This is a genomic window from Pseudomonas sp. NPDC090752 (genome assembly GCF_055584805.1).
The window spans coordinates 398,003-422,317 of the sequence record NZ_JBVJLI010000001.1; the positions used below are offsets into that span (position 1 = coordinate 398,003).

Genomic DNA, 24,315 nt, shown 5'->3' on the forward strand with positions numbered 1-24,315 from the left:
CATGGTTCAGACACTCAATCGACTGTTGACGGGAATTGAAGGGCTCGATGCACTGCTCATGGGCGGTTTGGTTGCGGGCGCTTCATACATCGTTCAAGGACCGCCTGGGGCGGGCAAGACCATTCTTGCCAACCAGTTGGCCTATGGCCATGTGCGCAATGGTGGCCGGGTACTGGTAGCGACCTTGCTCAGCGAGTCGCATGAGCGGCTGTTCCAGTACCTGGCGACCCTCGATTTTTTCGACCCGACCCTGGTCGGTGACCAGATTCAATTCGTCAGCGCCTTCGATACCCTCGAACAGGAAGGGCTGGACGCGGTGGTCAAGTTGCTCCGCCAGGAGATCGTGCGGCAGCAGGCCAGCCTGTTGATCGTCGATGGCGTGCTCAACGCCCGGGTACGCGCTGAAACCACATTGGACACCAAGAAGTTCGTTTCGGAACTGCAGGGCCATGCCGCCTTTGCCGGGTGTACCGTGCTACTGCTGACCAGCGCGCGGCTGGATGAGGGCAGCCCGGAGCACACCATGGTCGATGGCGTCATCGAGTTGGGCGAGCAGCTGCTTGGCAGCCGCGCCGTGCGCCATATACAGCTGCGCAAGACGCGCGGCAGCGGCTCACTGTCCGGGCGCCATGAATGCTTGATCGATGAGGCAGGGATGCATGTCTATCCGCGCCTGGAGTCACTTTACAGTCACCCCAGCCAGTTGGGCTCCGCCACATTGTCGCGGGTCACCACAGGCGTACAGGCACTGGATGACATGCTGGGCGGCGGGTTGGCCGCAGGCTCGGTCAGCCTTTTGATGGGCCCTTCGGGGATTGGCAAGACCTCCCTGGGCCTGGCGTTTCTTGGCGCCGCCACTAGCGATGCGCCCGCGCTGCATTTCGGATTCTACGAAACACCAGCGCGGTTGCGCCTGAAGGCCGCGTCGCTGGGATACGATTTTGCCGAGCTGGAACGGCAAGGCGCCTTGCAATTGTGCTGGCAGCCGACAACCGAAGGGTTGCTGGACCAGGTAGGTGCGCGACTGCTCGAATGTGTCGAGCAGCAGGGCAGCAAGCGTGTGCTGATCGATAGCCTGGGCGCGTTCAGCCGCCTGGCGGTCGACCCGGCGCGGCTCAACGCGTTCTTCCGGGCGCTGGCTGGCGAGCTGCGGGCACGTGATGTCAGTGTCATGCTCACCTGGGAAATGCGCGACCTGTTCGGCTCGGAAATCACCGCCCCGGCGCCTGACCTGTCGAGCATCGTCGACAACCTCATGCTGATGCGATTCGTCGAGCTTGAGTCCGAGTTACGGCGTATGTTGTCGATTCTCAAAGTGCGCGACAGCCAACATGACCCTGCGTTGCACGAACTGCTCATCGGCCCGCATGGGATCAACCTGTGCAAGGCTTTCAAGGGCGCATGTGGCGTGCTCTCAGGGACGCCGGTGCCGCAAGGGAGCGGGTGACGGGGCCAGTAGATGAACACCATCCTGATCGTCGATGACGAATACCTGATCGCCGACATCCTGGGCTTTGCCCTGGAGGATGAAGGTTTTCTGGTGGAAAAGGCGAGCAATGGGCGCAAGGCCCTGGAGGCGTTAAAAGACAAGCGCGTGGAGTTGGTGATCACCGACTACATGATGCCGGTGCTCAATGGTGAAGAACTTGCCAAGGCAATACGTGAAGAATTGGAGTTGCCCGACCTGCCGGTGATTCTGATGAGCGGCGCCCAGGCCAACAAAGGACGCCCGGACTTATTCGCCGCAGTGTTCGACAAACCGTTCGACATGGACAGGATGATTGCCAAGGTGCGCGAATTGCTCGGCACCTGAGGCCTGGGTATGCCAATCACCCGATCAAGCGCATCCGTGCGGCTTGAAGCGAAGCACTCAGTGTTGGTCGTCGTGTTTTTCCGGCGCGGGGCTGCCAGCCTGGATGCGCTTGAAGATTTCTTCGCGGTGCACCTGAACGTCTTTGGGTGCATCGATGCCAATCCTCACCTGCATCCCTTTGACGCCCAGAATGGTGACTTTGATGTCATCGTTGATGACGATGCTTTCGCCAACCTTACGGGTGAGTATCAGCATGTAGTTCTCCTTGGTGATGTAGAAATCCGCCAGGCTAAGTGCCGCAGCGGTGGGAGCTTGTCCCTCTTCCTTCTCATTAAAGACGCTTTCGGCGGATATTAATTCCCCGAAGATCAAATTCTGTTGGCCTTCTTGAGTTGCAGGCAGCGAAGTTGAACGCAATAAGGGTGTCGGTGGAGGTGCTCGCTGGCAAGGATAGGGGGCTTCGGGCCGAATGGGAAATTTCTCTGAACGATGAGGGAAATAGCCGCGCTCAATCATCGTGTGCTTCTTCCAGCGCCCGGAGAAACAGCAGCAGCGCAACCTCCTCCGGCTCCAGGCCTTTGCGCACGCGACGCCCTGGCAAGTTTGTCAGGCGGCCCAGCGCGTAATGCTCAAGCACCGCAGGATGGATGTAACAGCGTCTGCACACGGCTGGGGTATTGCCCAGGCGTGCGGCGACTTGCTTGACGATAGTCGCAACCTGGCGCTTGGCTTCGCTTTCCGGCTCCCAAGCCAAGGGCCTGAGCAGGCTCAGCGCCAGGCTGCTGCCGGCCCAGGTGCGGTAATCCTTGGCGGTGAAATCAGCCCCCGTGAGCTGCTGTAGAAACTGGTTGACCTCACTGGAACCGATGCTGTGCCGCTGGCCGTTTTCATCCAGGTATTGGAACAGCGCCTGCCCAGGCAGCTCCATGCAGCGTTTGAGCAGGTTTGCCAGGCGTCGGTCGCGCAGGGTGACGTTATGCTCCACGCCGCGTTTACCACGGAACTGGAAGCGGATGGTACTGCCTTCGACCTTTACGTGGCGGTTACGCAGGGTGGTCAGCCCATAGGACTTGTTGTCGCGCAGATAGCGCTGGTTGCCAATGCGGATCAGGGTGTGGTCCAACAGGCTGACGACCAGTGCCATGACCTTCTCCCGGTCCAGCCCTGGGCGGGCCAGGTGGGCCTCCAGTTGCGCGCGAAGCTTGGGCAGTGTCTGGGCGAAAGCCAGCATCCGCCCATACTTGTGCTGGTCGCGCAGCTCACGCCACTGCGCATGATAGCGATACTGCTTGCGCCCACGTGCGTCCTTCCCTGTGGCTTGCAGGTGGCCTTGCGGGTCGGCGCAGATCCAAACATCGGTGTAGGCAGGGGGGATGACCAACGCGGCGATGCGCGCCAGGGTTTCAGCATCGCGCACCCGCTGGCCCTGCATATCGAGGTAGATGAAGCGGTCGCGCCATCGGCGCCGGCTCAGGCCGGGCTGGCTGTCGTCAACGTAATGCAGGCTGGGGGGCAAGGTGCAGTCGAGCATTGCGGCGGCCTCGATCAGGTCTCTGAGCAATGGACAGCGGCTGATCGCCTGATGCTCAGCCCAATAGCGCCACCGACTTGATCTGAGCGTACAGCGCCTGACCTGGGTGGAGACCGAGCTGATCCGCCGAAAAACGGGTGATGCGTGCCAGCAATGGGTTGCCGCCGGCATCCAGGCTGACCAACACATGCGCCGGGTTGTCTGCCGGGCACGCCTCTGTTACTCGCACCGCCAACCGGTTAAGGATGCTCGAAGTGCTGTCTGCTGCCAGCGCGAGGCTCACGTCGCGGGCCTGCACCTTGACGCGCAAAGTGCTGCCCATGCTGTGCGCCGGGTGCGCGATACGCAACAGGGGTGCATCGCTGCCGGGCAGGCGCAGATCAAGCAGGTCGTAATGCGGGTCATGGCCGACCACTAGGCCTTCGAACACCACGCCGGCGTCCTCGCCCTGGGCCAGCGACAGGTCCAGGCGGGCCAGCGTTTCACCGATTGGCCCACTGGCCATGGCCTTCCCTTGCTCCAACAGCACCAGGTGATCGGCCAGCCGTGCCACTTCGTCCTGGGCATGGCTGACGTACACCAGTGGGATGTCCAGTTCGTCGTGCAGCCGCTCCAGGTAAGGCAGGATTTCGCGTTTGCGTGGCCCGTCCAGCGCGGCCAGGGGTTCGTCCATCAACAGCAGGCGAGGGCTGCTGAGCAATGCGCGGGCGATCCCGACGCGCTGGGCTTCGCCACCGGACAAGGTGGCAGGTCTGCGCTCAAGCAGGTGCCCGATGCCTAGCAATTGGCACGCCTGATCGAGGCTGACTTTGCGCTCCTCGGGGGCCATCCGCCGCCAGCCAAACTCCAGGTTGCCGCGCACCGACAAATGCGGGAACAGGCTGGCCTCCTGGAACACGTAGCCCACCGGCCGCAGGTGCGGGGGCTGAAAGTAGCCGCGTGCGCTGTCTTCCCACACTTCGCCGTTGATTTCGATATACGCGCTGGCAGCCCGCTCCAGCCCGGCCAGGCAGCGCAGGCATGAGGTCTTGCCCGAACCTGAGTGGCCAAACAGCGCGCTGATGCCACGTCCAGGCAGTTGCAAGTCGACATCCAAGGTGAAGTCGTCGCGGGCCAGTTTCAGGCGCGCCACAATCGATCCGCTCATTTCAGCTCCAGCCAGCCTTGCCGCGGCGCCCAGCGTACAGCAGGAGCAGCACCAGGAACGAGAACACCAGCATGGCACCGGCCAGCCAGTGGGCCTGCGAATATTCCATGGCCTCGACGTGATCGAAGATCTGCACCGAGACCACACGGGTCTTGTCCGGAATGTTGCCACCGATCATCAGTACCACGCCGAACTCGCCCACGGTGTGGGCGAAGCCGAGAATGCTGGCGGTAATGAAACCCGGCCGCGCCAGCGGCAGCACCACGTGGACGAAGGTGTCCCACGGGCTGGCGCGCAGCGTTGCGGCGACTTCCAGCGGGCGCTGGCCAATGGCGCCGAAGGCGTTTTGCAGGGGTTGCACTACAAACGGCATGGAATAAACCGTCGAACCGATCACCAAACCGGTGAAGCTGAACACCACACTACCCAGGCCCAGCGCCTGGGTGGCCTGGCCTATCCAGCCATGCGGGCCGAGGGCGATCAGTAGGTAAAAGCCGATCACCGTCGGTGGCAGCACCAACGGCAGTGCCACCACAGCGCCCACAGGCCCGCGCAGCCAGGAGCGCGTGCGCGCCAGCCACCAGGCGATGGGCGTGCCAATGATTAGCAGGATCAGGGTGGTCAGGCTGGCCAGCTTGATAGTCAGCCAGATTGCACCCAGGTCACTGGCATCCAGTGGCATTAGAGTTCATAACCGTAGGACTTGATCACCGCAGCCGCTTTAGGGCCTTTCAGGTAATCGACCAGCGCCTTGGCAGCCGCATTGTCCTTGCCCTTGTTGAGGATCACTGCATCCTGGCGGATCGGGTCATGCAGGTTGGAAGGTACGATCCAGGCCGAGCCATTGGTCACCTTGCCGTCCTTGAAGATCTGGGACAGGGCGACGAAACCCAGTTCCGCGTTACCGGTGGAGACGAACTGGAAGGCTTGGGTAATGTTCTGCCCTTCGACAAGCTTGCCTTTGGTGGCATCGGTCAACCCCAGCTTATCCAGCACCTGAGTCGCGGCCAGGCCATAAGGCGCCGCTTTCGGGTTGGCGATGGACAGGTGCTTGTACGCGTTTTTCTTCAGAACTTCACCCTTGGCATCCACGTAACCTTCCTTGGCCGACCACAGTGCCAGGGTGCCGATGGCGTAAGTAAAGCGCGAACCAGGGACGATTTCCTTTTCTTGTTCGAGCTTGGCCGGGGTGCTGTCGTCAGCGGCAAGGAACACTTCGAACGGCGCACCGTTTTTGATCTGTGCGTAGAACTGCCCGGTCGCGCCATAGGCGGCGATCAGCTTGTGGCCGGTGTCTTTCTCGAAGTCCTTGGCGATGGCCTGGATTGGCGCGGTGAAGTTGGCGGCGACCGCAACCTGCACCTCGTCGGCCCAGGCGCTGTTGAGAGAGAACAGGCTGGCGAAGACGGCGACGGCCAGATGGGGCAAACGGATACGCATGAAGACAGCTCCTTGGGGTTATCGTTATAGCGGCAACTATATAGCGATAGGCCATTGGCCGGGAAGAGGCTGTCCAGGCTGTATCTTTTCAGCGCACAACAATCGCCAACGCCTTGTTGGCAATCTCCCGCGTCAACTGCTCAGCAGGGGCGGGCTTGCCCAGGCGCAATGCTTGCCCCGACCACAAGTTGCTGAAGTCGCTATTACCTTGAGGGTCGGTAATCGCCCGCAGAGGCATCAGCGCCCCCCCGGCCAGCGGGAAGCGCGGCGCCAGTGCATTCATCGGCCCCAGCTCGCGCATGATGCGGTTGTTGATGCCGCGTGCGGGGCGCCCGGTGAACAGATTGGTCAAGGCCGTGTCGCTGGCCGATGCGCTGTCCAGCGCACGGCGGTGGGCCGGGGACACCTTGGCCTCGGGACAGAACAGGTAGGCCGTGCCGATCTGCACGGCGCTAGCGCCAAGGGCCAGCGCCGCGACCAGGCCACGATGATCAGCGATGCCGCCCGCGGCAATCAGCGGTACGCTCACCGCGTCTGCAATTTGCGGCACCAGGGCAAAGGTGCCGATCTGGCTGGTGATGTCTTCACTGAGGAACATTCCGCGATGGCCGCCGGCTTCATAGCCCATGGCGATGATCGCATCGCAGCCATTGGCTTCTAGCCAGAGGGCTTCTTCAACCGTAGTGGCACTGGAGAGCACCTTGGCCCCAGCGGCCTGGACCCGCTGCAGCAGTGCCGCTTCTGGCAGGCCGAAGTGGAAGCTCACTACCTCTGGACGCAATTGCTCGATCAGTTGGCAACTCTGCTCATCGAACGGCGCGCGGTTGGAAACCGGGGTGGGCCCCTCAAAATCGGCGCCGACTTCTTCGTAATACGGTTTGAGTGCCTGCTTCCAGCGCGCATCGCGCTCGCTGTCGGGCTCGGGCGGTTGGTGACAGAAGAAATTGAGGTTCAGCGGGCGGCCCGGGCAAGCGTTGCGAAAAGCAGTAATTTCCCCACGCAGCTGCTCGCCCGTGAGCATGGCACAGGGCAGGGCGCCCAGGCCGCCAGCATTGGCCACGGCAATGGCCAGAGCCGAACCGCTGGCACCGGCCATGGGGGCCTGGAGGATGGGCAACTCGATGCCCAGCAGATCGAGAATACGACGGTCGGGCCAGTTGCTCATGCGCTTCTCCTTGGACGTGCAGCCTTACAGAGCCTTGCTTACCTGAATGTCGCTGATCTTTTCGGCGTCGCCGCCGTGGATCTTGCGCAAGGCATCCAGCGCTTGCTCTTGCGAGGCGTCGGGCATCACGGCGAAATCCCAACGGCGCTCACCGTCCAGCTTGTATTTGATGACGTACTTGATGTTCTGGGTCATGGCAGTCTTATCTAAGTTTCGACGACGAGCGACGGATGATCTTGATCTTGTGGGTCAAGGTTGGCTTGCGCGTGACCGAGATCGGGCGGGTGGTCACGGTGTCGATGGTGATGTTCCAGAAGCCGGTGCTGGGTATCGTGATCTTGGCCGGGAACTGGTCGAAGTGGCCGCCGTGGTACGTGTGTCGACCGCCATTTTTGAAGCTGCGGAAGTTGGCGTCGTTCATCAGGCGGATATTGCAGCGCTGAGAACACTCGATGACGACGATATCGTCCTCGTTGAGGTGCTCGCGCTGGTGTACGAATTTCATGGGGTGCTCCGCAAGGTTTGTTTCTGCAAACGCGAACGATACCACGATGTCGGGATGCGCTGCCGCGCCTGATGGCAGGCTGCCGGATAAATATGCCAAAGGACGGAGCAAAAGTGCCTGATTGCGGTCGAACCCATTTCTGACAACTGAGGTGTTGCAAATGAAGTGGATGGTAGCGGCGTTGTCCCTGGCGCTTGGGGGGTGTGTCAGCGTGTCGGAACTTGAGCAGTCACACGAAACCCTCGACGTGATCTCGGGTAAATCGCCGCGAGAGTATGCCGATTGTGTGAAACAAGAGTTGGCCGATACCCGTGAGCCGTTGGTCGAGGAAAAACGGGATGACGGCTTGCGCTTGATCGTGCCGCAGAAGCTCACCTCCGGTGCCGGGCCAGCGGCGTTGGTGGACATCGACAAACGCGGCAACGGCAGCAGTATCAAGCTGCATGAGCGCCTGAACAACTTCCCGCTGCGCCTTGGCGATGTGCGCACGGCGGCGACCAAATGCATCTCGGGTAGCTGATCGGCGGCAGGTCGACGGTCTTAATCTTCACGATTCGTAGGAACTATCTACACTGGGTTATCTCTATGATCCCATCGGTCGGCCGCAGGCGGGGCATTGTAAGGTGACTGCCGCCTGATTAGACTGCGCCGAATTCCACAGTGTCTGCCTTTGTTTAAGGACGTTTATGATCAAGAAATGCTTGTTCCCGGCAGCCGGTTACGGCACTCGCTTCCTGCCTGCTACCAAAGCCATGCCCAAGGAAATGCTGCCGGTGGTCAACAAGCCACTGATCCAGTATGGCGTTGAAGAGGCACTGGACGCTGGCCTGAACGAGATTTCCATCGTCACCGGCCGCGGCAAGCGCGCGCTGGAAGACCACTTCGACATCAGCTACGAGCTAGAAAACCAGATCAAGGGCACCGACAAGGAAAAATACCTGGTCGGTATCCGTCGCCTGCTCGACGAGTGCTCGTTCTCCTATACCCGCCAGACCGAAATGAAAGGCCTGGGGCACGCCATTCTGACGGGTCGTCCGTTGATCGGTGACGAGCCGTTCGCGGTAGTGCTGGCGGACGACCTGTGCGTCAACCTCGATGGCGATGGCGTGCTTGCACAGATGGTCGCGCTGTACAAGAAGTACCGCTGCTCGATCGTCGCCATCCAGGAAGTCGATCCGCAGGAAACCAACAAGTACGGCGTCATCGCCGGTGAAGAAATCAAGGACGGTATCTTCCGCGTCGACGCCATGGTCGAGAAACCAAAGCCGGAAGACGCGCCTTCCAACCTGGCGATCATCGGTCGTTACATCCTGACTCCGGACATCTTCGAGAAAATCGAACAGACCGAGCCGGGCAAAGGTGGCGAGATCCAGATCACCGATGCGCTGATGAAGCAGGCTGCCGAAGGTAACGTGATTGCCTACAAGTTCAAGGGCAAGCGTTTCGACTGCGGTGGTGCCGAAGGCTACATCGAGGCGACCAACTTCTGCTTTGAGCATTTCTACAAGGCCGGCAAGGCCTACTGATTCGGCCCTGCAGGTCGACGAGCCACCCTTCGGGGTGGCTTTTTTGTTTGTGGCGGCCAACGGCGGTATGCTGAGCGCCAGCCAAGGAGACTGAAAACATGGCCTACGATTTTGATTTGTTCGTGATTGGCGCCGGTTCCGGCGGTGTGCGCGCGGCGCGCTTCGCTGCGGGCTTTGGTGCAAAAGTGGCAGTGGCCGAGAGCCGCTACCTGGGCGGTACCTGCGTCAACGTCGGTTGCGTACCCAAGAAGCTGTTGGTGTACGGCGCCCACGTCGCCGATGAGCTGGAGCAGGCCGCAGGCTTCGGCTGGACCCTGGAAGAGGGCCATTTCGACTGGGGCACCCTGATCGCCAACAAGAACCGCGAAATCGAGCGCCTGAACGGCATCTACCGCAATCTGTTGGTCAACAGCGGCGTGACCCTGCTGCAAGGACATGCGCGCATTACTGCGGCCAACGAAGTGGAAGTGGAAGGCCAGCGTTACAGCGCCAAGCACATCCTGATCGCCACCGGCGGCTGGCCGCAGGTGCCGGATATCCCAGGCAAGGAACTGGCCATCACCTCCAACGAGGCGTTCTACCTCAAGCAGTTGCCACGTCGTGTGCTGGTGGTGGGCGGCGGTTACATTGCCGTAGAGTTTGCCGGGATCTTCCAGGGCCTGGGTGCCAATACCACCTTGCTCTATCGCGGCGATCTGTTCCTGCGCGGATTCGATGGTTCGGTCCGTACCCATTTAAAAGAAGAGCTTGAAAAGCGCGGCTTGGATTTGCAGTTTAATGCCGACATTCAGCGCATTGAAAAACAGGAAGACGGCAGCCTCAAGGCCACCCTCAAGGACGGTCGCGAGCTGATCACCGATTGCGTGTTCTATGCCACTGGCCGGCGCCCGATGCTCGACAATCTGGGCCTGGAAAACACGGGTGTAGAGCTGGACTCGCGCGGTTACATTCGCGTTGACGAGCAGTACCAGACCACTGCGCCATCGATCCTGGCCATCGGCGATGTGATCGGTCGGGTGCAGCTGACTCCGGTGGCCCTGGCCGAAGGCATGGCGGTTGCCCGACGCCTGTTCAAACCTGAGCAGTACCGCCCGGTGGATTACCAGAACATCCCCACGGCAGTGTTCAGCCAGCCGCCCATCGGTACCGTGGGCCTGACCGAAGAGCAGGCACTGGAGGCCGGGCACAAGGTACAGATCTTCGAGAGCCGCTTTCGCGCCATGAAGCTGACCCTTACCGACATCCAGGAGAAAACCCTGATGAAGCTGGTGGTGGATGCCGAGACCGACAAGGTGCTGGGTTGCCACATGGTCGGGCCTGACGCTGGCGAGATCATTCAGGGTTTGGGGATTGCGCTCAAGGCGGGTGCGACCAAGCAGCAGTTCGACGAAACCATCGGTGTACACCCAACGGCCGCCGAAGAGTTCGTGACTATGCGTACCGTAACGCGCTGATTCATTGGATGTTGCGCTTCGGTGCAACTTTCCTACTGTCAGGGTCCCACTTTCCAGACTTTTTGAACAACCCCCCCGACGTCTTTTAGATACCCCCTCAGTGATACTGGACCGGCGCCGGGCAATCGGCGTCGGCTGGCAGCGTGCTGGTCGTTCATATCTGCCAATTGGGAGGGTTCGCATGAACACTTTATCGAAAGTGCTGTTTACAGTGGGTAGCGCCCTGCTGGTGTGGACGGGAGCAGCGCAAGCTGAACGAGGCCAGATCAGCTTTGCAGGCCAGGTTGTACCGTCGACCTGCGTGGTCGGAAGCGGAGGCGGTGATGTAGCGGTCAACCTACCTACGGTAGATGCCCCTCGTTTGAAGCGTGCAGGAGATGTTTTTGGGCTGACGAGATTTGTGCTTGAAGTGCAGGATTGTCCACCTTCGGTCACTGAAGTGACGACGTACCTGGAGGGGCCGAACATTAGTCCGGAAGGCCGCCTTAACCTGGCTGAGGGCGGTGCGGGCAACGTCCAATTGCAATTGCTCAACAACGGCCAGGAAGTGATGGATCTCTCGGCTGCAAGTGGATTACAAAATGCGCAAGTACGGGCGCCTTTCAACGGTCGGGCTGACTTGGTGTTCTTCGTGCAGTATTTCGCAACGGGTTCGGCTACACCAGGGCCGGTGACGTCCAACGTACAGTATTCGTTGGTGTACCTCTAAGTGACTCATGCAGCCCCTGCTGGGGCTGTATCTTTTGCATACCCCGAGCTCACCTCATGAGTATCAACCTCAACGTCCTTGCGCGTGGAGCGCTGCTGGCTGTGTGTCTGTTTTCGATGCAGGTCAATGCCAGCGTGGTCATCAACGGCACGCGTGTGATTTTCCCCGCCGAGCAGCATGAAGTCACTGTGAAGCTGAGCAATGTCGGCAGCTACCCCTCACTCGTTCAGGCCTGGATCGATGACGGGGACGTTAACGTACCGCTGGAGCAGTTGCGTGTGCCGTTCAGCATGACGCCGCCGCTGTTCCGCTTGGATGCGGGCAAGGCACAAAGCCTCAGGGTGTTCCACACGGGCGAGGCCATGCCGCCGGATCGCGAGCGCTTGTTTTGGCTCAATGTCCTGGAAGTACCGCCCAAGGGTTCGGGCAATTACCTGCAGTTTTCATTGCGTTCTCGTATCAAGTTGCTGTATCGCCCGCAAGGCTTGCCGGGAAGGGCAGCTGATGCCCATCGAGACATCACCTGGCGAGTCACGCGTGCAGGCCAAGAATGGGCGGTACAGGCAGACAACGCCGGGCCGTACTTTGTCCATCTGGCGAAATTGGACATCCACCAGGGTAAGCAGGTGATCAGCCTGAAACCTAGCCACGTCCCACCTTTCTCGAGCACCCGCTTCGCGCTTGAGGGGCTAAGGCGAACCGATGCCGTAGAGCTGAATTACTCATTTATCGATGACTACGGTGCCGTGCGGGAAGCTCCAGCGGCTGTCAGAATGACATGGGGGGAGTGAACCGCTGGTGGGGTCGCAAGGGCCGATGGCTTCATCCTTGTGTCCCGCTGTTCGCGGGATGTTTATGCACGCAGGGTGTAACTGAAGCAGCAGGCGTGGAATTCGACGGTGCCTTGCTACGGCAAGGTACCTCGACCGATTTGCGTCGCTTCGAGCGTGATGCATCAGCGCAGGAGGGTAACTACAGCCTCGACGTTACACTGAACCAGCAGTGGAAAGGGCGCCACTTCGTGTTGTTGCAGATTCAGCCACGGACTGGGCAGCTTGTCGGTTGTTACAGTGAAACACTGTTGGACAGGTTCGGCTTGGATGTACAGAAACTGGATAGTAGGGTTCGCGAAGTCCTGGCGGGCAATAACGCGTGTGTTGCGCTGGACAAGCTCGGAGTCGTTGCTGCTGAAACGCTGGATTTCAGCAACCTACGTCTGGACCTGCAAATTGCGCAGGGTGCCCTGCGCCGGCAGCCAGCAGGGTATCTACCTCCCGATCAATGGGACAGCGGCGTCACCGCTGGCTTCGTCAATTACACCTTCAACCACTACCAACGTCAGGATCTGCAACAGCGCAGGCACTCTCAGCAAGCCTTTCTGGGGATGCGCAGCGGGCTCAATACCGGGAACTGGTACTGGCGTCATGAGGGTAACTGGCAGGCTTCAGGCACTACGGCATCCCGCTATACAGCGGGCGCCACATCGGTCAGAACGGACGTCCCGGCCTGGTCGGCGCAGCTCACCCTGGGCGATGGCTATAGCAGGGCTGGCGTGTTTCCTGGTAGCGCATTTCGTGGCGTACGGTTTGCGACGGACGAGCGCATGATTGCTCCAGCGTTTCGCGGTTTTGCACCGACTGTTCGTGGGGTGGCCAATAGCAGCGCCTTGTTGAGTATTCGCCAGGGGGGCGTGTTACTGCATGAATCCACGGTTGCTCCCGGCCCCTTCGAAATAGATGACCTGTATGCCAGTGGTGCCAGCGATGAGCTTGAAGTGACACTGCGCGAAGCGGATGGCACTGTGCGCAACTTCGTACTCCCTAATCAGACGGCGCCCTTGTCTTTGCGACCCGGTACAAGCCGCTTCGAACTGAGCAGTGGAGTTTGGCGTAACGAATCAGGCCTTACCGGCCCAAGCTTTATCCAAGGCAGCTGGCAGCAGGGACTGGACAACCACTTGAGCGTACATGGCGGTACCTGGCTCGCAGAAGACTACCTTGCCAGTGCCATGGGCGCTGCAATACACAGTGGTGTGGGGGCTTTTGGTTTGACCCATTTACAAAGCCGGGCCACGTTATCCTCGGGGCAGGCCGCGGATGGCCATGCAATACGCGGGAGCTGGCGCCATCGACTTGTGGCGCCCGGTACGGACCTTGCCGCAACGCTGATCCAAAGCACCAGCGCCGGCTATAGCAGTTTCGATGAGTTCGTCGATGCGACTCGCACAGGGCGGACCAAGCGGCTGCAAAGACGGTTGCAGGTGAGCATGAACCAGCATTTAGGTAACCCACTGGGGCGCGTGAGCTTCACGGCCAGTGACCGTCGTGACTGGCAGAGGGGAGGACGAAGAAAGGGATTCTCCCTGGCCTACAGCAACTACTGGGGTGCTTTGACTTACGGGCTAAACATCAATCGTGAAAGACGCGCTTCAGAGTCACCAGTCACGACCTACACCTTAAATGCCAGCATCCCCTTCGGTAAACATCGGCGCGCAACCCTGAGCAGTGGCGTCAACATCGATGCGGCAGGGCGCAGTAATTCCAACATACGCTGGAGTGATGTCGGTGGCGAACGGGGGCAATGGGGTTATGGATTGGCAGCGACCCACCAGCAGCATGCGCGCAGCGAGGCGGGCCTGGACGCGAATCTGCGCCACAGTGGCTCCGCCGGTGAGATCAGCGGCTCGCTGGCCACTCGACCTGGGTATCGGCAGCTGTCATTGGGCATGCGTGGGGGCTTGGTCGCTCATGCTGGCGGCGTGACACCGGCGCCTTCGTTGGGCGAAAGTTTTGCCATCGTGCAGGCCCCAGGCGCCCTTGGCGCAAGCATTCGACAGTCCCCCCAGTCACGCATCGATCGGCGCGGATATGCCGTACTGCCAACGCTATCGCCGTACGAGCTGAACGATGTGGAGCTTGACCCCAATGGCACCTCTCGCGATGTCGAGCTGCAACTCACCGGCCAATCCGTGGTACCGCGTGCTGGGGCAGTGACGCTGCTGCATTATCCGACGCGCAGTGGAAACTTTCAGGTGCTCGAGGCCCGTTTGCGCGATGGAGCGGCGCTGCCGTTCGGCGCGCAGATACTGAATGAACAAGGCGAAGAGATTGGTTTGGTTGGACAGGGTAGCCTGTTGTACTTACGCAGCAGCGACTACCAGGACAAGTGGCAGGTGGTGTGGGGGGATGGCGAAGATGAGCAATGCTGGTTTGCGTCGGAGCCGTCGTCAGAGCAGGCAATTGTTATTTGCAAGCAGGCCAGTCATACGGCCACGTGAGCCTGAATGCTCAGCTTAACAATCAAATGATCTACGATATTCGAGTCTTTATAGCCAAAACCAATTACCCGCATGAGCTTTGCCAATGAGCCTTAATGGCGACCAGCGGTTAGGATTCACTCCATCAACTGATTCCAACCCCATGAAGGAGTGTCTCTCATGCCAATCATCAACAGCCAGGTCAAACCGTTCAACGCCACTGCTTACCACAAGGGCGAGTTCGTCCAGGTCAGCGAAGCCGACCTGAAAGGCAAATGGTCTGTCGTGTTCTTCTACCCGGCCGACTTCACCTTCGTCTGCCCGACCGAACTGGGTGACCTCGCCGACAACTACGCCGAGTTCCAGAAGCTGGGCGTGGAAATCTACGGTGTGTCGACTGACACCCACTTCACCCACAAAGCCTGGCACGACACGTCGGACACCATCGGCAAGATCCAGTACCCGCTGATCGGTGACCCGACCCACATCATCTCGCGCAACTTCGACGTACTGATCGAAGCAGCCGGCCTGGCCGATCGCGGCACCTTCGTGATCAACCCGGAAGGCCAGATCAAGATCGTCGAGCTGAACGACGGCGGCGTTGGCCGTGACGCAGCCGAACTGCTGCGCAAAGTGAAGGCTGCCCAGTACGTTGCCGCTCACCCAGGTGAAGTCTGCCCGGCCAAGTGGAAAGAAGGCGAAGCGACGCTGGCTCCATCGCTGGACCTGGTCGGCAAGATCTAATTTTCGCCCGATAAGCGCCTGCGCGACGACCATGCTACGTTGAAAACAGCCTCGGAATGCTCATTGACAACCTGTCAACTCCGCTTCCTCGCCTGTTTTCGCCTTGCCTGATCGCTGCGCAGGCACTTCTCGAACGAAAATCCGGTCATGCGCCAGTCGTGGGCGGTGAGCAGCCGCCAAAGCTGAAAATCTCATTGCCCCGCCAAACGCCCGGGCGCTAGTGCCTGGGCGTTTTTGTATCCGAAATTCGAAAAAGGAATCGCCCGTATGTTGGACGCCACGCTTAAATCGCAACTGAAAACCTACCTGGAGCGGGTCACCCAGCCGATCGAGATCGTTGCCTCCCTCGACGACGGCGCGAAGTCCCGCGAACTGCACGACCTGCTGGTGGAAATCGCTAGCTTGTCGAACCTGATTACCTTCAGCGCGGACGGTACCGACGCCCGTCGTCCTTCGTTCTCGCTCAATCGCCCGGGGGCAGACATTAGCCTGCGTTTTGCCGGCATCCCCATGGGCCACGAATTCACCTCCCTGGTACTGGCGCTGCTGCAAGTCGGTGGCCACCCGTCCAAGGCCAGTAGCGACGTGATCGAACAGATCCAGGCGCTGGAAGGCGAATTCACCTTCGAAACCTACTTCTCGCTGTCGTGCCAGAACTGCCCGGACGTGGTCCAGGCACTGAACCTGATGGCGGTGCTCAACCCCAACGTGCGCCACGTGGCCATCGATGGCGCGCTGTTTCAGCCTGAAGTCGAGTCGCGCAAGGTGATGGCGGTGCCGAGCATCTACATGAACGGCGAGGTCTTCGGGCAGGGCCGCATGGGCTTGGAAGAAATTCTCGGCAAGCTCGACACCAACGCCGGCAGCCGCCAGGCCGAAAAGATCAACGCTAAGGATGCGTTCGACGTGCTGGTGGTCGGCGGTGGTCCTGCCGGTGCCTCGGCAGCCATCTACGCTGCACGTAAAGGTATCCGCACCGGTGTCGTCGCCGAGCGTTTCGGTGGACAGGTACTCGACACCCTGGCCATCGAGAACTTCATTTCGGTTCAGGAAACCGAAGGGCCGAAGCTGGTCACGGCGCTGGAAGAACACGTCAAGCAATACGACGTCGATATCATGAACCTGCAGCGCGGCGAAGCGCTGATCCCGGCCACCGACGGCGGTCTGCATGAAGTGCGCCTGGCCGGCGGCGCCTCGCTCAAGGCCAGGACAGTGATCCTCGCCACCGGTGCCCGCTGGCGTGAAATGAACGTGCCGGGTGAGCAGGAATACCGCGGCCGTGGCGTGGCCTACTGTCCGCACTGTGACGGTCCGTTGTTCAAAGGCAAGCGTGTGGCGGTGATCGGCGGCGGCAACTCCGGCGTGGAAGCAGCCATCGACCTGGCCGGTATCGTCGCCCAGGTGACGCTGATCGAATTCGACGGTCAGCTGCGTGCCGACGCCGTGCTGCAGCGCAAACTGCACAGCCTGGCGAACGTCAAGGTGATCACCAGTGCGTTGACCACCGAAGTGCTCGGCCATGACGATAAAGTCACCGGCTTGCGCTACAAGGACCGCACCACCGACGAACTGCATGATCTGGCGCTGGAAGGCATCTTCGTGCAGATCGGCCTGCTGCCGAACACTGATTGGCTCAAGGGCACGGTCGAGCTGTCGCCGCGCGGCGAGATCATCGTCGACGCCAAGGGCGCGACCAACATTCCTGGCGTGTTCGCGGCAGGTGATGTGACCACGGTGCCGTACAAGCAGATCGTGATCGCCGTGGGGGAGGGCGCCAAGGCCTCGCTGTCGGCCTTCGACCACCTGATTCGCACCACGGCACCGGCGTAAATCTGCCACGAACCTGAGGGTGTCTATCATTACCCCAGACACTCTCAGGAATCTCACCCATGACCCTGATCAGCCGCGAACCCTGGTGGTTAGTGCCGCCACAGCCTGGGCAAAAAGAGCAGGACCTGCACTGGGGCTACCTGGAAATCTACGCCGACGGCCGCACCGTGTTCGTCGACCAGCGCCCCAGTGACCGGGAGCTGGCCGAACGCAAAAGTTGCCGCAACTTTCCTGAGCCTGAACACTGAAATACCTTAGCCTTCGAGCTCGGCCAGGCGCGCTTCCAGCGCTGCAATCCGTGCTTCGAGGGCTTCGATCCGTTCTTCCGAAACATTGCCACCACTGCTGCGGCTGCCCCCTTCCTGCTGGCGTGCGGCGAGAATCGCCTCGACTTCTGCCGGATCGCCGAGCGCATGGGTATAGCGGTCTTCGCGTTGGCCAGCCTGGCGTGGCAGATGCAGGGCCAGGTCGCGCGAAATCAGGCGTTCGAGCTGGTGCTGGATCTGTTCGGTGTCGTCAAAGTCGTGCAGGCGGTTGCTGCGGGTCAGCAACTCGTTGAGAGTCTGCGGCCCGCGCAGGAACATCAACCCCATCAGGATCAACTGCGCCGGTACCAGCTCCAACGCCTTGTCCACGCGCTGCTCCCAGCGATCGGCGCGGCTGCCCATCTGCAGCCGGGTCATGTCTTTGCCTTCAAGGACACGCAGGGCCTGGCCGACCTGGCCTTGAGTCAGGTTCATGACCGGTTCGCGGCTGGTCTTCTGGTTGCACGCCAAGAGCAGGGCGTTGAGGGTCAGGGGGTAGCTTTCCGGGCTGGTGGCCTGTTTTTCGATCAGTGCGCCGAGAATGCGGATCTCGACACTGGTGAAGCGGCCTTCGTCTGCGGTTTGGTGTTCTGACATGGCCCTGTCTCATTGCGAGGAAAAGGCCACTAGCGTAGGTAAAGCCAACGCTCAAGGCAATCGGGGCCGCATCGCGGCCCCTGCCATTTCAGCTGCGACGCTCTTCGGCCTCGCAGGCCGCCGCAGTGAACAGCACATCGGTCGACGAATTCAGTGCAGTCTCCGCCGAATCCTGCAACACACCGATGATGAAACCCACCGCCACCACCTGCATGGCGATTTCGCTGGGAATGCCGAACAGGCTGCAGGCCAGCGGAATCAGCAGCAGCGAGCCGCCGGCCACGCCCGAGGCACCGCAGGCGCAAATAGCCGCGACCACGCTCAGCAGCACAGCGGTCGGCAGGTCGACCGGGATGCCCAGCGTGTGCACCGCAGCCAGCGTCAGCACGGTGATGGTGATGGCCGCGCCGGCCATGTTGATGGTCGCGCCCAGCGGAATCGACACCGAGTAAGTGTCTTCATGCAGGCCCAGGCGCTCCGACAGTGCCAGATTGACCGGAATGTTGGCGGCCGAGCTGCGTGTAAAGAATGCTGTAATGCCGCTCTCGCGCAGGCACAGCAACGTCAGCGGATAAGGGTTGCGGCGTATCTTCCAGAACACGATCAACGGGTTCATCACCAGCGCCACGAACAGCATGCAGCCGATCAGCACCGCCAGCAGATGCAGGTAGCCCAGCAGAGCGTTCAAGCCGGACTGGGCGAGGGTGGAACTGACCAGGCCGAAGATACCCAGCGGGGCGAAGCGGATCACCACGCGTACGATAAGGGTCACGCCATTCGAGAGGTCCTCGACCACGGTGCGGGTGGTTTCACCTGCATGGCGCAAGGCTACACCCAGGCCGATGGCCCAGGTCAACACGCCAATGAAGTTGGCATTGAGCAGGGCGTTGATCGGGTTGTCGACGGCGCTCAGCAGCAGGTTCTGCATCACTTCGCTGATACCGCCGGGGGCGCTCAGCGTGGCCTCGCCGGTGCTCAGGGCCAGGTGCGAAGGGAACAGCATGCTGGCGACCACGGCCACCACCGCGGCAGCGAAGGTGCCCAGCAGGTACAGCCAAAGGATGGGCCGGATATGGGTTTCCTGGCCATGGCGATGGTTGGCGATCGAAGCCATGACCAGGATGAACACCAGCACCGGCGCCACGGCTTTGAGGGCACTGACGAACACCTTGCCGAGAAAGCCCAGGTCGCGGGCGATGGCTGGCGCGATGAGGGCCAGGGCGATGCCGGCGATCAGGCCGATGACGATCTGGGTCACCAGGCTGGTGCGGCTTAGAAGTCGAAGGATGGGGGCCATGTGCAGCGAAGTCTCGGTAACGTCAAAGCGCGCGACTTTATCACGTCACCAATGAAACAACTCCTTTCTCGCGCCCTCGGTGATCGCCACGATCCCAGGATGCTTGACTTTGCGCTCCACTGAAATGGCGTAGAACGACTCTTGCACCGCGTCCGTCTGACCGATCAGCTCCACACCGTACTGGCGGCATACTTCCTCGGCGATCACGCTCGGGGCTACAAAAATGCCGCTGCCAGACTGGCCAAACGCCTGCATCAAGGCACTGTCATCGAACTCTCCAACGATCCTCGGTTGAACCTGCTGTTCTTCGAGCCAGCGCAACAGGCGGCTGCGCACTACGGTCTCCTGGCCGGGAATCAGCAAGGGGGCATCGTGAAGGCCGGCAGGAAAGCCACCGGCATGGCGCTGCGCCAGAGCCTTGGTGGCGAAAAAACTCAGGCCGCATTCGCCGAGCTTCTGGCTGTAGCCCTTGATGTCCAGGTGATTGGGCATGGGGCTGTCGGAAATCACCAGGTCCAGGCGCTGGATCGCCAGGTCGGCCAGCAGACGTTCCAGCTTGTCTTCACGGCAGTTGATGCGCAGTACGTCATCCAATTCCATGGTGGGCGCGAGCAAGCGGTAGACGATCGACTTGGGCACCACGTCGGCCACACCCACGCGGAACAGGATCTGCTCCTGCGGGCCGGCGCGCAGCATGGCCTCCAACTCGCCACCCAGCTGAAACATCTGTTCGGCATACACCAGGGTCTGGCGGCCGGTTTCGGTCAGCTCAAGTTGCCGGCCGACCCGCTGGAACAGCTCCAGGCCGTAGGTCTGCTCGAACAGGCTGATCTGCCCGCTGATGGTCTGCGGCGTCAGGTTCAGTTGCTCACTGGCACGGGCAATGCTGCCGGTTTTGGCCACGGCCCAGAAATAATGCAACTGGCGATAATTGAGCATCGATATTCTCGATTCGTAAAAACCGAAGTATAGCCGCTGAAAATACGAATTTTCCTGATGTATCTGCATGTTTAAAATTCGCTCCCATCAGGCGCATTGCGCGCCGCCGGGATATCGACAAGCGAGGACCCCATGCTGCAACTCAAATCCATCGGCACACCGTTGGTGCTAGCCTTGGCCCTGTTCAGCCTTGTCGGCTGCGACCAAGCCGAAAAATCCGCCCAGCAGATGCTCGACCAGGCCGCCAAGTCGGCCAAGCAGGCCATCGATGACACCAACAAGGCGGCGCAAGACGCATTGAGCGATGCCATCGGCACCGAGGGCCAGAAGCCCAAGGACGCCGAAGCGCAAGACAAGACCCAGGACATCTGACCCAGAACCGTTGCAGGACTGAAAAATGGAATATTTGCTGGAACTCGCCGCAAGCCCCACCGCCTGGGTAGCCCTCGCCACCTTGGTGGCCATGGAAGTCGTACTGGGTATCGATAACCTGATCTTCATCTCGATCCTGACCAACAAGCTGCCAGTCGAGTACCGCTCCAAGGCACGCCGTATCGGTATCAGCATGGCACTGGTCATGCGTCTGGCGCTGCTCAGCACCGTGGCCTGGATCGTTCAGTTGACCGACCCAGTGTTCGAAGTGTTCGGCAATGCCTTCTCCTGGAAGGACGTGATCCTGATCGCCGGTGGCCTGTTCTTGCTGTGGAAGGCGACCAAGGAAATCCACGAGAGCGTCGACCCGCATGGCGCCAAGGAAGAAGCCAAGGTGTCTTCCACGGTCACCCTAGGCTTCGCGGCCGCGATCTTTCAGATCCTGTTGCTGGACATCGTCTTCTCGGTCGACAGCATCATCACCGCCGTGGGCATGACCGAGCACCTGCCGATCATGATCATTGCCGTAGTGGCTGCCGTGGTCGTCATGATGGTGGCCGCCGACCCGCTGGCCAACTTCATCAACGACAACCCGACCGTGGTGATGCTGGCCCTGGGCTTCCTGATCATGATCGGCATGACCCTGATCGCCGAAGGCTTCGGTGCCCACGTACCGAAGGGTTATGTGTACGCGGCGATGGCCTTCTCGACAGTGATCGAAATGCTCAACATCTTCGCTCGCCGTGCACGGCTCAAGCGTGAGGCGGCTGAGGGCTAAGACGATGCCGAGGGGCGTGTTGCGCCCCTTTCGCAGGCTGCGGTTTGACCGCGGCCTGTGGCGGCAAGTGTTGATGGTGTGAATGACGCCGGACGATACGCAAAACACCCCATAACATGGCGGCAGCGACGCTAAGCCACATACCCACCAGCATGAGAATTGCCACAGTCATACTCATGTGTGCCTCCTTCTCTCGGGCCAGCCCGCGGCTCACCCTCCAGACACTGCTTTAGTCTAGCTCCGCGTTTGTGACGTTCCATTGATCGAAGGTCTATTGCTTGGTTCGTTTGGTTCCAAGCCTGCGTCGGGCTATACCGGCGCGGCGCTGGGCCCTATGATCGGTGGCCTGGTGTCAGAACAAGCGAGTGTCCATGCAACTTCCTACTTTCAAATCGTGGGGCCTCGGCCCACGCCGCCTGTTGCTGGCGTGCCTGATCGCGGCAAGCGTGAGCGGGTGTGCAAGCGCGCCACCGGCAACGCTCAAGGGGCTGCCACAGCGGGTCGAAATCAGCAGCGTGCCGTTCTATCGCGGTAACGCCAACCACAGCGGGGCCATGGCCCTGGCGGCATTGTTGTCGCAGCAGGGTGCACCGATTACCCCAGGGCTGCTGGACAAACCATTGAACCTACCCCAGGGCGTCGAGTCGCTGGCCACCAGTATTCCTCGCGTGGCGCGTGATTACGGCATGGTTGTATACCCGCTGGACAAACAGCTCGATGCCTTGCTGGCCCAGGTAGCCGCCGGCAACCCGGTGCTATTGCGCTATGAGGAAGGTTCGGCGTGGTGGAGCGAGCCGCGCTATGCGTTACTGATCGGCTATGACCGTTACAAGCAGCGGGTGTTGCTGCGCTCTGGCATGCATCGACGGCAGTTGATGACCTTCGACGATTTCGAGTCGGCGTGGGTGAAGGAAGGGAGTTGGGCGGTGCTGATACAGCCGCCTCGGCAACTGCCGGCCCAGGTGGACCGACAGCGCTGGCTGCAGGCTGCCGACGAACTGTCCCGGGCGGGTCAGGAGGTGGCGGCGAAGCAGGCGGTGAATAGCCTGGGACGGTAGCGCTTCAGTGCCGGGATAATTATGAAGAGCCCGGCACCGATTGCATCAGAAGCCCAGGCGGTCGCGCAGGCTGTAGTACCAAGCACCAATGGCGCTGAACGGCACGCGCAGCATCTGGCCACCCGGGAACGGGTAGTGTGGCAGGCCGGCGAATGCGTCGAAACGCTCGGCCTGGCCACGCAGCGCCTCGGCCAGCACCTTGCCTGCAAGGTGTGTGTAGGTCACGCCGTGGCCCGAGCAACCCTGCGAGTAATAGATGTTGTCGCCGATACGGCCGACCTGCGGCAGGCGCGACAGGGTCAGCAAGAAGTTGCCAGTCCAGGCGTAGTCGATCTTGACGTCCTTCAGTTGCGGGAAGGCCTTGAGCATCTTCGGGCGGATGATCGCTTCGATGTTGGCCGGGTCGCGCGCACCGTAGACCACGCCACCGCCGAAGATCAGGCGCTTGTCGCTGGTCAGGCGGTAGTAGTCGAGCAGGTAGTTGCAGTCTTCGACGCAGTAGTCCTGCGGCAACAGAGTACGAGCCAGCTCGTCGCTCAACGGTTCGGTGGTGATCACCTGGGTGCCGCATGGCATTGACTTGGCGGCCAGTTCAGGCACCAGGTTGCCCAGGTAGGCGTTACCGGCGACGATGATGAACTTGGCGCGGATCTTACCCTGCGGGGTGTGAACGACCGGGTTGGCGCCACGCTCGATGCGGATGGCCGGGGTCTGTTCGTAGATGATGCCGCCCAGCGATTCGACCGCGGCCGCTTCACCCAGGGCCAGGTTCAGCGGGTGGATGTGGCCGCCGCTCATGTCCAGCATGCCGCCGATATAGCTGTCGCAGGCCACCACTTCACGGATACGCTTTTGGTCCATCAGCTCCAGCTGGTTGTGGCCAAAGCGCTCCCACAGGCGCTTTTGCGATTCCAGGTGACCCATCTGCTTGGACGTCAGCGCGGCAAACACGCCACCGTCTTTCAGGTCGCACTGGATGTTGTACTTGGCCACGCGCTCACGGATGATGCGGCCGCCTTCGAAGGCCATATGGCCGAGCAGTTGTGCCTGCTTGGGGCCAACGGTGCGTTCGATGACATCGATGTCGCGGCTGTAGCTGTTGACGATCTGCCCGCCGTTGCGGCCCGATGCGCCGAAGCCGACCTTAGCCGCTTCGACGATGCTCACCTTGAAGCCATTTTCCAGCAGGAACAGCGCGCTGGACAGGCCGGTGTAGCCGGCGCCGATGATGCACACATCGGTTTCCACCTCACCCTGCAGCGCCGGACGTGGCGGCACCGGGTTAGCCGAGGCGGCGTAGTAGGACTGGGGGTAGGGGGTGTTAGCCATGTTGCAGGAACCTCGTGTGTTATATTTTTAACGAATGTACCGATGCTATCAATAATAATAAACACCCGCTAGTCGTCCGTTGAAAATCCTTTCCGGCATCCTGAGCGGCCCTTCTCTATAAAGGGTTTAAGATTCAGTAAGTTAGCGCGAAAAAAAAGTGTTGACACCGGTTTTGGAATGCGTAGAATGCGCACCACACGACAGGCACATAGCTCAGTTGGTTAGAGCACCACCTTGACATGGTGGGGGTCGTTGGTTCGAGTCCAATTGTGCCTACCAAACATCAGAAAGGGCGATCCGAAAGGGTCGCCTTTTTTGCTTTCTGTCTGCTCTGCAGGGAAAGTGCCGCCGGTGCGGCAGGCTTCTGAAAGTTTTTGATTTTTTTGAAAAAAACGCTTTACAGGTACGCATTCGATCACTAATATGCGCACCACACGACAGGCACATAGCTCAGTTGGTTAGAGCACCACCTTGACATGGTGGGGGTCGTTGGTTCGAGTCCAATTGTGCCTACCAAACA

General features: G+C 60.6%; 27 protein-coding genes and 2 tRNA genes. 16 read left to right on the plus strand and 13 right to left on the minus strand.

Going from position 1 to position 24,315, the window contains the following annotated elements; genetic code table 11:
* Position 1: 1 nt before the first annotated feature.
* Positions 2-1,447 (plus strand): ATPase domain-containing protein, encoded by a 1,446-nt coding sequence (locus ACZ6YA_RS01640; protein WP_465895012.1) that lies wholly within the window; start codon positions 2-4, stop codon positions 1,445-1,447.
* Between the two features lie 12 nt (positions 1,448-1,459).
* Positions 1,460-1,813 (plus strand): response regulator, encoded by a 354-nt coding sequence (locus ACZ6YA_RS01645; protein ID WP_465895015.1) that lies wholly within the window; start codon positions 1,460-1,462, stop codon positions 1,811-1,813.
* A gap of 57 nt (positions 1,814-1,870) precedes the next feature.
* On the opposite strand, the gene csrA is transcribed toward ACZ6YA_RS01645, so the two are convergent.
* The 8 genes from csrA to ACZ6YA_RS01685 all read right to left on the minus strand — a co-directional run bounded on the left by csrA (position 1,871) and on the right by ACZ6YA_RS01685 (position 7,601).
* On the minus strand, positions 1,871-2,068 hold the full coding sequence (gene csrA, locus ACZ6YA_RS01650; protein WP_012315047.1) for a carbon storage regulator CsrA: 198 nt from the start codon (positions 2,066-2,068) through the stop codon (positions 1,871-1,873).
* 253 nt (positions 2,069-2,321) lie between these two features.
* Positions 2,322-3,344, minus strand: a complete 1,023-nt coding sequence (locus tag ACZ6YA_RS01655; protein WP_465895016.1) for a DNA topoisomerase IB — start codon at positions 3,342-3,344, stop codon at positions 2,322-2,324.
* A gap of 55 nt (positions 3,345-3,399) precedes the next feature.
* Positions 3,400-4,491, minus strand: a complete 1,092-nt coding sequence (gene modC / locus ACZ6YA_RS01660) for a molybdenum ABC transporter ATP-binding protein (RefSeq protein WP_465895018.1) — start codon at positions 4,489-4,491, stop codon at positions 3,400-3,402.
* 1 nt (position 4,492) lies between these two features.
* The gene (modB, locus tag ACZ6YA_RS01665; protein WP_465895019.1) at positions 4,493-5,173 is read right to left on the minus strand and encodes a molybdate ABC transporter permease subunit; all 681 of its coding nucleotides are present in this window, start codon (positions 5,171-5,173) and stop codon (positions 4,493-4,495) included.
* Positions 5,173-5,931 carry a molybdate ABC transporter substrate-binding protein gene (modA, locus tag ACZ6YA_RS01670; RefSeq protein ID WP_465895021.1) on the minus strand — a complete coding sequence of 253 codons (759 nt, stop codon included), beginning with the start codon at positions 5,929-5,931 and terminating at the stop codon, positions 5,173-5,175. The genes modB and modA overlap by 1 nt, the downstream gene beginning before the upstream one ends.
* Positions 5,932-6,019: 88 nt before the next feature.
* Positions 6,020-7,096 (minus strand): NAD(P)H-dependent flavin oxidoreductase, encoded by a 1,077-nt coding sequence (locus ACZ6YA_RS01675; RefSeq protein ID WP_465895023.1) that lies wholly within the window; start codon positions 7,094-7,096, stop codon positions 6,020-6,022.
* A gap of 24 nt (positions 7,097-7,120) precedes the next feature.
* On the minus strand, positions 7,121-7,291 hold the full coding sequence (locus ACZ6YA_RS01680) for a hypothetical protein (protein WP_465895025.1): 171 nt from the start codon (positions 7,289-7,291) through the stop codon (positions 7,121-7,123).
* Positions 7,292-7,298: 7 nt separating this feature from the next.
* Positions 7,299-7,601, minus strand: coding sequence for a DUF1883 domain-containing protein (locus ACZ6YA_RS01685; RefSeq protein ID WP_465895026.1), 303 nt, complete (start codon positions 7,599-7,601; stop codon positions 7,299-7,301).
* Between the two features lie 160 nt (positions 7,602-7,761).
* Between ACZ6YA_RS01685 and ACZ6YA_RS01690 the strand changes: the two genes are divergently transcribed.
* From ACZ6YA_RS01690 to ACZ6YA_RS01730, 9 genes are all read left to right on the plus strand, one after another.
* Positions 7,762-8,121 carry a hypothetical protein gene (locus tag ACZ6YA_RS01690; protein WP_465895028.1) on the plus strand — a complete coding sequence of 120 codons (360 nt, stop codon included), beginning with the start codon at positions 7,762-7,764 and terminating at the stop codon, positions 8,119-8,121.
* Positions 8,122-8,287: 166 nt separating this feature from the next.
* Positions 8,288-9,127 (plus strand): UTP--glucose-1-phosphate uridylyltransferase GalU, encoded by an 840-nt coding sequence (galU, locus tag ACZ6YA_RS01695; protein ID WP_465895029.1) that lies wholly within the window; start codon positions 8,288-8,290, stop codon positions 9,125-9,127.
* A gap of 98 nt (positions 9,128-9,225) precedes the next feature.
* Positions 9,226-10,581 (plus strand): glutathione-disulfide reductase, encoded by a 1,356-nt coding sequence (gene gorA / locus ACZ6YA_RS01700; RefSeq protein WP_465895030.1) that lies wholly within the window; start codon positions 9,226-9,228, stop codon positions 10,579-10,581.
* A gap of 181 nt (positions 10,582-10,762) precedes the next feature.
* The gene (locus ACZ6YA_RS01705; RefSeq protein WP_465895031.1) at positions 10,763-11,290 is read left to right on the plus strand and encodes a fimbrial protein; all 528 of its coding nucleotides are present in this window, start codon (positions 10,763-10,765) and stop codon (positions 11,288-11,290) included.
* Positions 11,291-11,346: 56 nt separating this feature from the next.
* The gene (locus ACZ6YA_RS01710; RefSeq protein ID WP_465895032.1) at positions 11,347-12,081 is read left to right on the plus strand and encodes a fimbrial biogenesis chaperone; all 735 of its coding nucleotides are present in this window, start codon (positions 11,347-11,349) and stop codon (positions 12,079-12,081) included.
* 95 nt (positions 12,082-12,176) lie between these two features.
* Positions 12,177-14,567: a fimbria/pilus outer membrane usher protein gene (locus ACZ6YA_RS01715; protein WP_465895033.1), complete on the plus strand. Its 2,391-nt coding sequence runs from the start codon at positions 12,177-12,179 to the stop codon at positions 14,565-14,567.
* 159 nt (positions 14,568-14,726) lie between these two features.
* Positions 14,727-15,290, plus strand: a complete 564-nt coding sequence (ahpC, locus tag ACZ6YA_RS01720) for an alkyl hydroperoxide reductase subunit C (protein ID WP_465895034.1) — start codon at positions 14,727-14,729, stop codon at positions 15,288-15,290.
* A 267-nt stretch (positions 15,291-15,557) separates the two neighbouring features.
* On the plus strand, positions 15,558-17,120 hold the full coding sequence (gene ahpF / locus ACZ6YA_RS01725; RefSeq protein WP_465895036.1) for an alkyl hydroperoxide reductase subunit F: 1,563 nt from the start codon (positions 15,558-15,560) through the stop codon (positions 17,118-17,120).
* A 59-nt stretch (positions 17,121-17,179) separates the two neighbouring features.
* Positions 17,180-17,368: a hypothetical protein gene (locus ACZ6YA_RS01730; RefSeq protein WP_403126971.1), complete on the plus strand. Its 189-nt coding sequence runs from the start codon at positions 17,180-17,182 to the stop codon at positions 17,366-17,368.
* 6 nt (positions 17,369-17,374) lie between these two features.
* Here the strand turns inward: ACZ6YA_RS01730 and ACZ6YA_RS01735 are convergent, their stop codons facing one another.
* From ACZ6YA_RS01735 to nhaR, 3 genes are all read right to left on the minus strand, one after another.
* Positions 17,375-18,022, minus strand: a complete 648-nt coding sequence (locus ACZ6YA_RS01735) for a YceH family protein (protein ID WP_465895039.1) — start codon at positions 18,020-18,022, stop codon at positions 17,375-17,377.
* An 88-nt stretch (positions 18,023-18,110) separates the two neighbouring features.
* Positions 18,111-19,319 carry a serine/threonine transporter SstT gene (gene sstT / locus ACZ6YA_RS01740; protein ID WP_465895041.1) on the minus strand — a complete coding sequence of 403 codons (1,209 nt, stop codon included), beginning with the start codon at positions 19,317-19,319 and terminating at the stop codon, positions 18,111-18,113.
* A gap of 45 nt (positions 19,320-19,364) precedes the next feature.
* Positions 19,365-20,258, minus strand: a complete 894-nt coding sequence (gene nhaR, locus ACZ6YA_RS01745; protein ID WP_465895043.1) for a transcriptional activator NhaR — start codon at positions 20,256-20,258, stop codon at positions 19,365-19,367.
* A 132-nt stretch (positions 20,259-20,390) separates the two neighbouring features.
* Here nhaR and ACZ6YA_RS01750 point away from each other — a divergent pair, with 132 nt between their 5' ends.
* Both ACZ6YA_RS01750 and ACZ6YA_RS01755 read left to right on the plus strand, forming a co-directional pair.
* Positions 20,391-20,630 carry a hypothetical protein gene (locus tag ACZ6YA_RS01750; protein ID WP_465895044.1) on the plus strand — a complete coding sequence of 80 codons (240 nt, stop codon included), beginning with the start codon at positions 20,391-20,393 and terminating at the stop codon, positions 20,628-20,630.
* A 25-nt stretch (positions 20,631-20,655) separates the two neighbouring features.
* The gene (locus tag ACZ6YA_RS01755) at positions 20,656-21,408 is read left to right on the plus strand and encodes a TerC family protein (protein WP_465895045.1); all 753 of its coding nucleotides are present in this window, start codon (positions 20,656-20,658) and stop codon (positions 21,406-21,408) included.
* Here ACZ6YA_RS01755 and ACZ6YA_RS01760 read toward each other — a convergent pair.
* Positions 21,383-21,586: a hypothetical protein gene (locus ACZ6YA_RS01760; protein ID WP_465895046.1), complete on the minus strand. Its 204-nt coding sequence runs from the start codon at positions 21,584-21,586 to the stop codon at positions 21,383-21,385. The two genes, ACZ6YA_RS01755 and ACZ6YA_RS01760, sit on opposite strands and share 26 nt — an antisense overlap.
* Positions 21,587-21,779: 193 nt before the next feature.
* On the opposite strand from ACZ6YA_RS01760, the gene ACZ6YA_RS01765 reads away from it, so the two are divergent.
* Positions 21,780-22,466, plus strand: a complete 687-nt coding sequence (locus ACZ6YA_RS01765; RefSeq protein ID WP_465895047.1) for a peptidase C39 family protein — start codon at positions 21,780-21,782, stop codon at positions 22,464-22,466.
* Positions 22,467-22,511: 45 nt separating this feature from the next.
* On the opposite strand, the gene ACZ6YA_RS01770 is transcribed toward ACZ6YA_RS01765, so the two are convergent.
* Entirely contained in the window at positions 22,512-23,795 is a 1,284-nt protein-coding gene (locus ACZ6YA_RS01770; RefSeq protein WP_465895049.1) for an NAD(P)/FAD-dependent oxidoreductase, read from the minus strand.
* 202 nt (positions 23,796-23,997) lie between these two features.
* Between ACZ6YA_RS01770 and ACZ6YA_RS01775 the strand changes: the two genes are divergently transcribed.
* Positions 23,998-24,074: transfer RNA gene (locus tag ACZ6YA_RS01775), tRNA-Val, on the plus strand.
* Between the two features lie 160 nt (positions 24,075-24,234).
* Positions 24,235-24,311 (plus strand) — tRNA-Val (locus ACZ6YA_RS01780).
* Positions 24,312-24,315: the final 4 nt, after the last annotated feature.

What these genes read in the sequence shown, in the direction of transcription:
- ACZ6YA_RS01640 (WP_465895012.1), top strand. Translation starts at nt 2, where the DNA reads ATGGTTCAGACACTCAATCGACTGTTGACGGGAATTGAAGGGCTCGAT.
- ACZ6YA_RS01645 (WP_465895015.1), top strand. Translation starts at nt 1,460, where the DNA reads ATGAACACCATCCTGATCGTCGATGACGAATACCTGATCGCCGACATC.
- csrA (WP_012315047.1), bottom strand. Translation starts at nt 2,068, where the DNA reads ATGCTGATACTCACCCGTAAGGTTGGCGAAAGCATCGTCATCAACGAT.
- ACZ6YA_RS01655 (WP_465895016.1), bottom strand. Translation starts at nt 3,344, where the DNA reads ATGCTCGACTGCACCTTGCCCCCCAGCCTGCATTACGTTGACGACAGC.
- modC (WP_465895018.1), bottom strand. Translation starts at nt 4,491, where the DNA reads ATGAGCGGATCGATTGTGGCGCGCCTGAAACTGGCCCGCGACGACTTC.
- modB (WP_465895019.1), bottom strand. Translation starts at nt 5,173, where the DNA reads ATGCCACTGGATGCCAGTGACCTGGGTGCAATCTGGCTGACTATCAAG.
- modA (WP_465895021.1), bottom strand. Translation starts at nt 5,931, where the DNA reads ATGCGTATCCGTTTGCCCCATCTGGCCGTCGCCGTCTTCGCCAGCCTG.
- ACZ6YA_RS01675 (WP_465895023.1), bottom strand. Translation starts at nt 7,096, where the DNA reads ATGAGCAACTGGCCCGACCGTCGTATTCTCGATCTGCTGGGCATCGAG.
- ACZ6YA_RS01680 (WP_465895025.1), bottom strand. Translation starts at nt 7,291, where the DNA reads ATGACCCAGAACATCAAGTACGTCATCAAATACAAGCTGGACGGTGAG.
- ACZ6YA_RS01685 (WP_465895026.1), bottom strand. Translation starts at nt 7,601, where the DNA reads ATGAAATTCGTACACCAGCGCGAGCACCTCAACGAGGACGATATCGTC.
- ACZ6YA_RS01690 (WP_465895028.1), top strand. Translation starts at nt 7,762, where the DNA reads ATGAAGTGGATGGTAGCGGCGTTGTCCCTGGCGCTTGGGGGGTGTGTC.
- galU (WP_465895029.1), top strand. Translation starts at nt 8,288, where the DNA reads ATGATCAAGAAATGCTTGTTCCCGGCAGCCGGTTACGGCACTCGCTTC.
- gorA (WP_465895030.1), top strand. Translation starts at nt 9,226, where the DNA reads ATGGCCTACGATTTTGATTTGTTCGTGATTGGCGCCGGTTCCGGCGGT.
- ACZ6YA_RS01705 (WP_465895031.1), top strand. Translation starts at nt 10,763, where the DNA reads ATGAACACTTTATCGAAAGTGCTGTTTACAGTGGGTAGCGCCCTGCTG.
- ACZ6YA_RS01710 (WP_465895032.1), top strand. Translation starts at nt 11,347, where the DNA reads ATGAGTATCAACCTCAACGTCCTTGCGCGTGGAGCGCTGCTGGCTGTG.
- ahpC (WP_465895034.1), top strand. Translation starts at nt 14,727, where the DNA reads ATGCCAATCATCAACAGCCAGGTCAAACCGTTCAACGCCACTGCTTAC.
- ahpF (WP_465895036.1), top strand. Translation starts at nt 15,558, where the DNA reads ATGTTGGACGCCACGCTTAAATCGCAACTGAAAACCTACCTGGAGCGG.
- ACZ6YA_RS01730 (WP_403126971.1), top strand. Translation starts at nt 17,180, where the DNA reads ATGACCCTGATCAGCCGCGAACCCTGGTGGTTAGTGCCGCCACAGCCT.
- ACZ6YA_RS01735 (WP_465895039.1), bottom strand. Translation starts at nt 18,022, where the DNA reads ATGTCAGAACACCAAACCGCAGACGAAGGCCGCTTCACCAGTGTCGAG.
- sstT (WP_465895041.1), bottom strand. Translation starts at nt 19,319, where the DNA reads ATGGCCCCCATCCTTCGACTTCTAAGCCGCACCAGCCTGGTGACCCAG.
- nhaR (WP_465895043.1), bottom strand. Translation starts at nt 20,258, where the DNA reads ATGCTCAATTATCGCCAGTTGCATTATTTCTGGGCCGTGGCCAAAACC.
- ACZ6YA_RS01750 (WP_465895044.1), top strand. Translation starts at nt 20,391, where the DNA reads ATGCTGCAACTCAAATCCATCGGCACACCGTTGGTGCTAGCCTTGGCC.
- ACZ6YA_RS01755 (WP_465895045.1), top strand. Translation starts at nt 20,656, where the DNA reads ATGGAATATTTGCTGGAACTCGCCGCAAGCCCCACCGCCTGGGTAGCC.
- ACZ6YA_RS01760 (WP_465895046.1), bottom strand. Translation starts at nt 21,586, where the DNA reads ATGAGTATGACTGTGGCAATTCTCATGCTGGTGGGTATGTGGCTTAGC.
- ACZ6YA_RS01765 (WP_465895047.1), top strand. Translation starts at nt 21,780, where the DNA reads ATGCAACTTCCTACTTTCAAATCGTGGGGCCTCGGCCCACGCCGCCTG.
- ACZ6YA_RS01770 (WP_465895049.1), bottom strand. Translation starts at nt 23,795, where the DNA reads ATGGCTAACACCCCCTACCCCCAGTCCTACTACGCCGCCTCGGCTAAC.